The sequence below is a fragment of the uncultured Adlercreutzia sp. genome (assembly GCF_958431955.1).
Classification (GTDB): domain Bacteria; phylum Actinomycetota; class Coriobacteriia; order Coriobacteriales; family Eggerthellaceae; genus Adlercreutzia.
This window is the reverse complement of the sequence record NZ_CAUASN010000055.1, coordinates 1-9546: the sequence shown is the minus strand read 5'-3', so window position 1 is coordinate 9546 and position 9546 is coordinate 1. Positions and strand designations below refer to the sequence as shown.

Annotated in this window: 8 protein-coding genes, 4 tRNA genes and 1 pseudogene; 2 read left to right on the top strand and 11 right to left on the bottom strand. The window is 65.9% G+C overall.

The window, feature by feature from the left end; translation table 11 throughout:
* The 10 genes and pseudogenes from Q5064_RS11090 to Q5064_RS11045 form a co-directional block, all read right to left on the bottom strand.
* A pseudogene (locus tag Q5064_RS11090) lies at nt 1-445 on the bottom strand (50S ribosomal protein L1); the annotation flags it as partial.
* Between the two features lie 63 nt (nt 446-508).
* Nucleotides 509-1009: a 50S ribosomal protein L11 gene (gene rplK, locus Q5064_RS11085; RefSeq protein WP_302964685.1), complete on the bottom strand. Its 501-nt coding sequence runs from the start codon at nt 1007-1009 to the stop codon at nt 509-511.
* Nucleotides 1010-1124: 115 nt separating this feature from the next.
* Entirely contained in the window at nt 1125-1655 is a 531-nt protein-coding gene (gene nusG, locus Q5064_RS11080; RefSeq protein WP_302964684.1) for a transcription termination/antitermination protein NusG, read from the bottom strand.
* Nucleotides 1656-1658: 3 nt separating this feature from the next.
* Nucleotides 1659-2063: a preprotein translocase subunit SecE gene (gene secE / locus Q5064_RS11075; RefSeq protein WP_302964683.1), complete on the bottom strand. Its 405-nt coding sequence runs from the start codon at nt 2061-2063 to the stop codon at nt 1659-1661.
* 72 nt (nt 2064-2135) lie between these two features.
* Nucleotides 2136-2212, bottom strand: a tRNA-Trp gene (locus Q5064_RS11070).
* Nucleotides 2213-2235: 23 nt separating this feature from the next.
* Nucleotides 2236-2385, bottom strand: coding sequence for a 50S ribosomal protein L33 (rpmG, locus tag Q5064_RS11065; protein ID WP_016309183.1), 150 nt, complete (start codon nt 2383-2385; stop codon nt 2236-2238).
* 123 nt (nt 2386-2508) lie between these two features.
* Nucleotides 2509-3711: an elongation factor Tu gene (gene tuf / locus Q5064_RS11060; protein ID WP_302964682.1), complete on the bottom strand. Its 1203-nt coding sequence runs from the start codon at nt 3709-3711 to the stop codon at nt 2509-2511.
* 83 nt (nt 3712-3794) lie between these two features.
* Nucleotides 3795-3871 (bottom strand) — tRNA-Met (locus Q5064_RS11055).
* Nucleotides 3872-3874: 3 nt separating this feature from the next.
* Nucleotides 3875-3950, bottom strand: a tRNA-Thr gene (locus Q5064_RS11050).
* A gap of 6 nt (nt 3951-3956) precedes the next feature.
* Nucleotides 3957-4041: transfer RNA gene (locus Q5064_RS11045), tRNA-Tyr, on the bottom strand.
* A 353-nt stretch (nt 4042-4394) separates the two neighbouring features.
* Here Q5064_RS11045 and Q5064_RS11040 point away from each other — a divergent pair.
* A complete protein-coding gene (locus Q5064_RS11040; RefSeq protein WP_302964680.1) occupies nt 4395-5576 on the top strand; it encodes a C40 family peptidase in 1182 nt (393 codons plus the stop codon).
* A gap of 102 nt (nt 5577-5678) precedes the next feature.
* Here the strand turns inward: Q5064_RS11040 and Q5064_RS11035 are convergent, their stop codons facing one another.
* Nucleotides 5679-7259: a helix-turn-helix transcriptional regulator gene (locus Q5064_RS11035; RefSeq protein WP_302964679.1), complete on the bottom strand. Its 1581-nt coding sequence runs from the start codon at nt 7257-7259 to the stop codon at nt 5679-5681.
* A gap of 260 nt (nt 7260-7519) precedes the next feature.
* Here Q5064_RS11035 and Q5064_RS11030 point away from each other — a divergent pair, with 260 nt between their 5' ends.
* Nucleotides 7520-9514 (top strand): FAD-binding protein, encoded by a 1995-nt coding sequence (locus Q5064_RS11030; protein WP_302964676.1) that lies wholly within the window; start codon nt 7520-7522, stop codon nt 9512-9514.
* The last annotated feature ends 32 nt before the right edge of the window (nt 9515-9546 follow it).

Genomic DNA, 9546 nt, shown 5'->3' with positions numbered 1-9546 from the left:
CCACGTCGTTGGTGACGGTGCCGAGCTTCGGGTTCGGCATGAGGCCGCGGGGGCCGAGGATCTTGCCGAGACGGCCGACCTTGCCCATCTGATCCGGGGTAGCCACGGCGGCGTCGAAGTTGAACTCGCCGGCCTGGATCTGCTCCATGAGGACATCGGTGCCCACGATGTCGGCGCCGGCCTCCTCGGCGGCACGAGCGGCCTCGCCCTCGGCGAAGACGGCCACGCGCACGGTCTTGCCGGAGCCGTTGGGCAGGCTCACGGTGCCGCGCAGCTGCTGGTCGGCCTGACGGGTGTCGATACCCAGGCGGAAATCGGCGGTCACGGTCTCGTCGAAGTTGGCCGTGGAGATCTCCTTCAGCAGCTTCATAGCCGCCAGCGGGGACACCGCCTCGGCCGGGATCTGCTTCTCAGCCGCGTCGTACTTCTTTCCATGCTTTGCCATGTTAGACATTCCTTTCGTGGTAATGGCGGGCGCTTCTCACCCTTCCACTGGTTTCGTTACAGATTAATCGACGGCCTTGCCCTGAAGCATGGCGGCAACCTTGCGGCTGGGCACGTACTTCTTCTTCATCTCGCGGCCCTCGATGCGCACGCCCATGGAACGAGCGGTGCCGGCAACGATCTCCTTGGCGGCGTCGATGTCGTTGGCGTTCAGGTCGGGCATCTTGATCTCGGCGATCTCGCGGAGCTGGTCCTCGGTCAGGGTGCCGGCCACCTGGATCTGCGGGATGGCGGCGCCGCTCTTGATGCCGAGCTTCTCCTTGATGAGCACGGCCGCCGGAGGGGTCTTGCACACGAAGGTGAAGGACTTGTCCTCGTAGACGGTGATCTCGACGGGGATGATGGTGCCGGACTGGTCCTGCGTCTGGGCGTTGAACGCCTGGCAGAACTGCATGATGTTGACGCCCTGGGCGCCGAGGGCCGGGCCGACCGGAGGAGCCGGGTTAGCGGCACCGGCGGGGATTTGCAGCTTTACAAATCCGGTGACTTTCTTGTTGTCAGCCATCTGTGACTACCTTTCAGATGTATCGACTACTACTTCTCTATCACTATAAACTCGAGGTTCGCGAGAAGCCCCGGTCCACGCGGGCACAGCCCCTCGAGTCAAAGTGCTCTCAAAATTAGATCTTCGCCACCTGGTCGAACGACAGCTCGACGGGGGTTTCGCGGCCGAAGATGGAGACCATGACCTTGACCTTGCCGGCCTCGGGCATCACTTCCGACACCGTGCCGTCGAACTCGGCAAGCGGGCCGTGGGTGACCTTCACCGACTGGCCGACCTCCAGGTTGGAGGAGGTCTTCTTCGGAGCCTCGCGGCTCGTGCGCTTCATGATCTTGTTGTACTCGTCGCGGGTGAGGGCCTGGGGGTTGCCCTGGCTGCCCACGAACCCGGTGACGCCGGGAGTGTTGCGCACCGCAGCCCAGCTGCGGTCGTCGAGCTCCATGCGCACGAGCACGTAGCCCGGGAACACCTTCTTCTCGCTCTCCACGCGACGGCCGCCCTCTTTGATCTCGGTGACCATCTCGGTGGGGATCTCGATGCCGAAGACGTTGTTCTCGAGGCCCATGACCTCGATGCGCTGCTCGAGGTTCGACTTCACCTTGTTCTCGTAGCCCGAGTAGGTGTGCAGCACGTACCACTTCTTAGCCATGTCTTAAGCCCCAATCCCCGAGACCAGCACGAGCAGAGGCGTGATGATCGCGTTGTCGAGAACCGCCACGAAGATGCCGAAGAACAGCAGGGCCACCACGACCACGCCGCTCCAGCGGAGCACGTCGGTGCGGGTCGGCCAGGTGACGCGCTTCATCTCGGCCTTCACATCGCGGAAGAACTGGAAGCGCTTCTTCTTCGGCTTCTCATCGGCCTTCTTCGCGGCCTTGCCGCTATCGGAGGACGCAGGGGCGGCATCGGCGCTCTTCTTGAAGAGCCCCTTCTTCTCGGGCTCCTCCGCCGCGGCCTGGGCCAGCTGCGGGTTCTGGGCCTCGAGCTCGCGCTCGGCCTTGCGCTGCTGGCGGGCAGCGGACGCCTTTGCCTTCTGTGTCTTTGATTTCTTAGCCATGGGGTTCCTTACGGAATAATCTTTTCTCTAATCGCCAAAAAAGCAGCCTCTAGGCTGCTCACGTAAACAAGCTGGCAGGCCAGGAGGGACTCGAACCCCCAACATGCGGTTTTGGAGACCGCCGCTCTACCAATTGGAGCTACTGGCCTATGCCTGTTTCGAACCTAACCTCTTATCGGGTTTCCTTGTGCAGCGTGTGCTTGTTGCACCACTTGCAGTACTTCTTGAACTCGATGCGGTCAGGATTGTTCTGCTTGTTCTTCTTGGTCGTGTAGTTGCGGCGCTTGCACTCGGTGCAGGCCAGGGTGACCAGAGTACGCATGAATTCTCCTTTTACCTATAAAACCAAAACGCAGGATTGATGATACACATGAAGCGCTGGAAAGGAAGGGGCTGCTCGGTTGAGGAACAGCCCCTTCCGGTGAAGCGATCAATAAGGGTTAGCTTACTTGAAGATCTTGGTCACGCGACCGGAGCCCACGGTACGGCCACCCTCGCGGATAGCGAACTTCAGGCCCTCCTCCATGGCGATGGGGTGAATGAGCTCGCCCTTGATCGTCACGTTGTCGCCGGGCATGACCATCTCGGTGCCCTCGGGGAGGTGCGCCACGCCGGTCACGTCGGTGGTGCGGAAGTAGAACTGCGGACGGTAGCCATCGAAGAACGGGGTGTGACGGCCGCCCTCTTCCTTGGTCAGGATGTAGACCTGGCCCTCGAACTCGGTGTGCGGGGTCACGCTACCGGGCTTGCAGAGAACCTGGCCGCGCACGATCTCCTCGCGCTTGATGCCGCGCAGCAGGCAGCCGATGTTGTCGCCGGCCTGAGCCTCGTCCAGCAGCTTGCGGAACATCTCGATGCCGGTGCAGACCGTGTTCTGGGTCTCCTTGATGCCGACGATCTCCAGCGGGTCGTTCACGTGCAGCACACCGCGCTCCACACGGCCGGTGGCAACGGTGCCGCGGCCGGTGATGGTCATGGTGTCCTCGACGGCCATCAGGAACGGCTTGTCGACGATGCGCTCCGGCGTGGGGATGTAGGAATCCACCGCGTCCATGAGCTCCCAAACCTTCTCCTGCCACTCCTTGTCGCCCTCGAGGGCCTTCAGAGCGGAGCCGCGGATGATCGGGGTGTCGTCGCCCGGGAACTCGTAGGTGTCGAGCAGCTCGCGAACTTCCATCTCGACGAGCTCGATGAGCTCCTCGTCGTCGACCATGTCGCACTTGTTCAGGAAGACCACGATGTAGGGCACGCCCACCTGACGGGCGAGCAGGATGTGCTCGCGGGTCTGGGCCATGGGACCGTCGGTAGCAGCGATGACCAGGATAGCGCCGTCCATCTGAGCAGCACCGGTGATCATGTTCTTCACGTAGTCGGCGTGACCGGGGCAGTCCACGTGAGCGTAGTGGCGGGTATCGGTCTCGTACTCGATGTGAGCAATGGAGATGGTGATGCCGCGCTCGCGCTCCTCGGGAGCCTTGTCGATCATGTCGAAGGCGGTGAAGTCCGCGTTAGCGGTGCCGTGGGAGCCATCGTTCTCAGACAGGGTCTTGGAGATGGCGGCGGTGAGCGTCGTCTTGCCGTGGTCAACGTGACCGATGGTACCGATGTTAACATGCGGCTTGGAACGCTCGAACTTCTCCTTAGCCATGTTTCATCCTCCTTATAGGATATTTTCGCGAAACGAAAACAAAATAACGACGCGTCCGACAAAGCGGACGCGAAATAATACAATGGTAGCGGTGACTGGATTTGAACCAGTGACGCCACGGGTATGAACCGTGTGCTCTGACCAACTGAGCTACACCGCCAAGTGGAGCCTGCGACCGGACTTGAACCGGTGACCTCTTCGTTACCAACGAAGTGCTCTACCGACTGAGCTACACAGGCGAGAAATGGTGGGCGCGCTAGGATTCGAACCTAGGTAGGCATAACCAACGGGTTTACAGCCCGTCCCCTTTAACCACTCGGGCACACGCCCATTTCGGCGCTGAATTCATGTGTACTTTTCAAGCTGCCACTCGTCTTTCGCGGTTCCCCGTGAAAAGCGAGCGAACGGAATAATACGCTACGGCAACGAACGTGTCAACCGTTTACACGCCCCCGGGCGTGTCTCCATCATTCCTCCCCAAAAAGCGGCCGGGAGCACCCCTCCCCCTTCGCCAGATACTATATATATGTACGGGACGGCCGGCGCGCCACAAGCGACCTCCGCTCGGGGTCGCGCTATTGTGAATCCCTTCTGAAAGGGACGTGAAGACGGGGCGAGCGTGCTATGATACACGAACTAGTTTGCATTGAACGCACCAGATGCTCCCCAGGAGGACACTATATATGAGTGAGCATACACGCCCTTTTAGCAGACGTGCCTTCGTCGGCGGCGCCGCGGTCTTCGGCATCTCGCTGTGTCTGCCCCCGCTGACCCCGACTCCGGCCCACGCCGTCACGGCTGCCGAGAAGCAGGCCGAGGCGAATGCCGCCCTCGAGAAGCTCAACGCCATGCAGGAGAAGCTCGACCGCGCCTCCGACGCGTACTACGTCGCCTGCACCGAGCGCGACAGCGCCCAGGAGCGCATGGACGAGGCCCAGGGCCGCATCGACACCGCCTCTTCCCGCATCAGCGAGCTCCAGGATCACCTGGGCAACCGCGCCCGCTCCATGTACCGCTCCGGCTCGTCCACCTTCCTGGACCTGCTGCTGGGCGCCACCACGTTCCAGGCCTTCGCCTCGAACTGGGATCTGCTCAACGACATGAACCAGAACGACGCCGACATGGTCGAGGAGACCAAGACCCTGCGCGCCGAGGTGGAGTCCGAGAAGGCCGTCTACGAGGAGCAGCGCGACGTCGCCGAGCAGAAGGCCGAGGAAGCCGAATCCGTGAAGGAGGAGGCCGAGGCCCTGGTGGAGGAGATGACCGCCACCTACAACTCCCTGTCCGAGGAGGCCGCCCAGCTGCTCGCCGAGGAGGAGGCCGCCCGCGAGGCTGCCGCTCTGGCCGCGGCCCAGGCCGCCGAGGAGGAGGCCCGTCGCCAGGCCGAGGAGGAGGAGCGCCGCCAGCAGAGCCAGAGCAACAGCGGCAACAACTCGGGCGGAGGCAACTCCGGCGGCTCGAGCAGCTCCGACGACGGTGACGATGACGACGACTCCGACGACGGCGGGAGCAGCAGCGGCGACTCCGGCAACTCCAAGACGCCGACGGTCTCGGGCAACACCATCGTCGACCGCGCCTACGGCGAGCTCGGCAAGCCCTACGAGTGGGCCGCCGTGGGTCCGAACTCCTACGACTGCTCGGGCCTCGTGAGCTACTGCATCCTCGGGCGCCACAGCCGCCTGGGCACCGCGGCCAGCTTCATGGGCTACACCCGCGTGTCGAACCCGCAGCCCGGCGACATCTGCTGCAACGACCACCACTGCGGCATCTACATCGGCGGCGGCCAGATGATCCACGCCCCCCGCACGGGCGATGTGGTGAAGATCTCCGCCGTGCACTCCGGCATGATCTACACCCGCTACTAGGCGGCACGGCATATCGCACACACGAAGGGCTCCCCGCGGGGAGCCCTTCTCACGTCGTGGATGGCGGCGGCCGGCTTCCCGACCAGCGCCGGTTGGCAGATCCTAGGAAAGCTCGTCCTCGATGAGCGAGAGCAGCTCCTGCTGGGTGTGGATGCCGAGCTTGCGGTAGAGGTTCTTGCGGTGGGTGTTCACCGTGTTGCGCGAGATGAACAGCTCCTGCTCGATATAGCCCACATCGCGGCCGCGGGCGAGCAGCGCGAAGATCTCCCCCTCCCGCTCGGTGAGCCCGAAGGCGCGGGCCACGTCGCGGCAACGCTCGTCCAACGACTCGTGGGAGAGCTTCAGAAGGCGCGGCGACAGCAAGAGCAGCGTTCGCTCGGGCAGCACGAACACGTAGGCGGCCACGAGCACCGCCACAGCGGCGAAACCCACATAGGGCAGCAGGGCCGAGGAGGCCGCCGCGCCGGCCCACCACTGCATGAGCTTGGCCGCGGCGAAGCCGCAGGGAAGCGCGAGATACTGAAGGCCGAACACGCAGCCGATGATGCGGCGGGGCGCCACCTTGCGCATGAACGCCACCGACCAGGCGAGCATCCACATGGTGGCGGAGATGAGGGCGAAGGCCACGTAGATGACCGCGTAGGAGAAGAAGAGGTGGTTGTAGGCGAGGGGCAAGGCCACCGAGCCGAGCACGCCGAACGCGAAGGCCGTGCGGTAGAACAGCTCCATGCGGTAGGAGCGCCAGCGCTCCATGAGCCCCAAGATGGTGGCCATGGCAAGTGCGGAGACGACGAGCACGCAGACGTACACGAGCCAGAACAGCCCCTCGGAGAGCGGCTCGCCGCCCATGACGATGTTGCAGGTCCAGACGAACTGCACGACGAAGGCGAAGCAGAACAGCGCCGCCGCCATGCGCCCGGTCACGAAATCGCGCCCGGGCGCGCGTCCGTCCGCATCGGCGGGGCGGCCGCGGCGCTGCTCGGGCGCCGTCCGGGCGCGGGCGAGCTCGTCGGCGAAACCGCGCAGACACCACCAGGACAGCGCCGGCAGCCCCACGGCGAGCACGGCCTTGCCGAGGGCGCCTATGAGCACGACGCCCACGAAGGGCACCCACTGCAGGCAGAGGGCCACGCAGAGCACTACGAGGATCTCGCGCATGTCGAACGCGGCGATGACTGAGCCCCAGGCCAGGGTGTAGGCGGCCACGAAGAGCCCCGCCGCGCAGCCGAGGACGGTGGCCGTCGCCCACACGGCGGCCGTGTTGGAGGCCGCCGAGGCCGCAAGGGCCACCCCGACGCCCCCGGCCGCGCTCCCCAGCGCGCCGGCGCCCGCAAGACCCCGGGCCAGACGCCGCCGCTGCGCGGGGGACTGCTCCGCGGCGAGCTCGCGCGAACCGCGCAGGGCCACGGCGACGAGGACGGCGCCGGCCACGAGCATGGCTGCCACGAAGAGCGGATCGCGCACGACCCCGCCGCCGTAGGCCACCGTATCGCGCAGGAACCCCTCGAAGCAGACGAGCAGGTTCACCCATGCCACGAAGGAGGCGAATCCGATGAGCAGGCGCGCCCGGGCGCCGTCGAGCCGCACCGAGAGAAAAGGGCCGGAGCCCTCGCCCGCAGGCGCACCCTCCGGCCTCGCCGTCGCGTCTGTCCGGAGATTGCCCTCCCCGTTGTTTCCAGCCATGGCCATCCCTCCCCGATGCGTCCGCGGCCCTCATGAGCAGGACTCCATTATACGACGGCGACGGTCGCCGCCTCCGCCCGCGGGCAAAACCGGCTCTGACACGACCTGGGAAAACGGCAAATTCACCTTCTCGTGGTGAGGCCCGCTTCCCTCATTTCACCACCCTGCTGGTATGGCGCCGGCCCCCCGACGGCCCCATAGTGGCACCGGGCCGTCGGATGCGGCGGCCGCACGGAGACACTACGAGAAAGGGGATGGGGATGACGAACCATCACGAGAACGGCGACGCCGGCGCCCTGCGCGGACGTATCGCGCTCAGCCGCCGCCACTTCCTGGGAGGCGCGGGCGTGCTCGCCATGGGCGCCGCGAGCGCCGGCATGATCGCCGGGTGCAGCCCGCAGCCGCAGGGCGAGGCCGCAGGCGGCGAGAGCGGCGGGGCCATGGCCGCAACCGGAGCCGCGGAGGCCACCGGCAACCAGGGCAAGACCATGGGCGAGGTGCTCGGCGCCGGCTGGCTCGGCGAGGAGCCCGTTATCGCCGACGACGAAATCGCCAGCGTGAGCGACGCCGACATCGTCGTCTGCGGCGCGGGCCATGCGGGCACCGCCGTGGCGCGGCGCGCGAGTGAGCTCGGCAAGAAGGTCATCGTCGTGGAGATGCAGCCCGAGGACACCTTCAGCGCCCTCGGCAACGACATCGGGCACCTGAACTCCTCCTGGCAGCTCGACCGCGTCGGCATTCCGGAGTACTCGGTCGTCGACTTCATGAACGAGTACCAGATGTACGCCGCCGGCCGCACCCAGCCGACCCTGCTCTCCCAGTTCGCCAACCGCTCCGGCGAGGCGCTCGACTGGTTCATCGACGGCTACACCGAGGCCGAGAAGGACGAGCTCATCCCGCTCAACTGGCCCGTGGTGGACGGCTACAACTACAACAAGAACGGGTTCACCTCCTACGTGGGCACCTGCCAGTTCGGCGGCAGCGTGGGCATGACCGATGCCGTGAAGCGCTCCCAGGACAAGGCCCGCGAGGCCGGCGCCGAGTTCGTGTTCGGTCAGGCCGCCGTGCGCCTCGTGCACAACGAGGACGGTACCGAGGTGACCGGCGTCATCGCCAAGGACTCCACGAGCGGCGAGTACCACCAGTACAACGGCGGCGCGGTCGTGCTCGCCTGCGGCGACATCGGCTCCAACTCCGCCATGTACAACGCCATCTGCCGCGAGAACTACGAGCTCGGCGAGTACGCCGACTGCGCCGCCATGTCGGGCCGCGACGGCAGCGGCATCGCCATGGCCATGCGCATCGGCGCCAAAGTGGAGATCGCCACTGGCGGCGACATGGGCAGCCACGCCTTCATCCCGCTGTCCCCCATGGAGGGCGTCGAGTGCCTGTGGCTGAACAAGTACGGCGAGCGCTACTGCAACGAGGCCTTCGGCGGCCCGCTTTTGTCCGGCTGCGCCGGCGCCCGCGAGCCGGGAGATCGCGCCTACCTCATCTGGGGCGGCGACTGGAAGGAAGTGTTCCTCAACCAGCTGGCGGGGCACCTCGCTCCCAAGGAGTGGGACGACGAGGCCATCGCCAACGTGCAGGCCACCATGGAGGCGGCCGTGGGCTCGGGCGCCGAGGGTGACGACACCTCGGGCAAGTTCCTCTACTGCGCCGACACCCTGGAGGAGCTCTGCGACTTCATGGGCATGGAGGAGGGCGTGAAGGCAAACGCGCTCGCCGCCGTGGAGAAGTGGAACGCCGCGCGCAAGGCCGGCGCCGACACCGAGTTCGGCCGCGACCCCGAGACCATGTGGCCCATCGAGGAGGGCCCCTTCTACGGCTATCCCTGCGGCAAGCGCGTGGGCGGCGGCTCGCTCGTGGCCACCTCGGGCCTGCTCGTCACCGGCCGCCAGCAGGTGCAGGGCCAGGGCTTCGAGCCCATCAAGGGCCTGTTCGCCTGCGGCAACAACTCCGGCGGCCGCTTCCCCATGGGCTACAACGGCATCATGAACGGCGTGTCCATCGGCATGTGCCTGTGCCTCGGCTACACCCTGGGCGAGTTCTTGGCCACCGAGGACTACAACCGCTACTGCACCCTGGGCGCCGGCAACGCCGACATCAAGCAGTCCGAGAACGGCATGGCTGGCCCGCCCATGGGCGGCGGCGAGGGCGAAGGCGGCGGCGCCGAGGGCGGAGCGCCCGGCGGCGACGGAGCTCCTGCCGGCGACGGCGGTGCCCCGGCCGAGGGCGGCCCGGCTCCCGCGTAGTTCCCGACCCTCTCCCGGGCCCCGGGAAACGC

What these genes read in the sequence shown, in the direction of transcription:
- rplK (WP_302964685.1), bottom strand. Translation starts at nt 1,009, where the DNA reads ATGGCTGACAACAAGAAAGTCACCGGATTTGTAAAGCTGCAAATCCCC.
- nusG (WP_302964684.1), bottom strand. Translation starts at nt 1,655, where the DNA reads ATGGCTAAGAAGTGGTACGTGCTGCACACCTACTCGGGCTACGAGAAC.
- secE (WP_302964683.1), bottom strand. Translation starts at nt 2,063, where the DNA reads ATGGCTAAGAAATCAAAGACACAGAAGGCAAAGGCGTCCGCTGCCCGC.
- rpmG (WP_016309183.1), bottom strand. Translation starts at nt 2,385, where the DNA reads ATGCGTACTCTGGTCACCCTGGCCTGCACCGAGTGCAAGCGCCGCAAC.
- tuf (WP_302964682.1), bottom strand. Translation starts at nt 3,711, where the DNA reads ATGGCTAAGGAGAAGTTCGAGCGTTCCAAGCCGCATGTTAACATCGGT.
- Q5064_RS11040 (WP_302964680.1), top strand. Translation starts at nt 4,395, where the DNA reads ATGAGTGAGCATACACGCCCTTTTAGCAGACGTGCCTTCGTCGGCGGC.
- Q5064_RS11035 (WP_302964679.1), bottom strand. Translation starts at nt 7,259, where the DNA reads ATGGCTGGAAACAACGGGGAGGGCAATCTCCGGACAGACGCGACGGCG.
- Q5064_RS11030 (WP_302964676.1), top strand. Translation starts at nt 7,520, where the DNA reads ATGACGAACCATCACGAGAACGGCGACGCCGGCGCCCTGCGCGGACGT.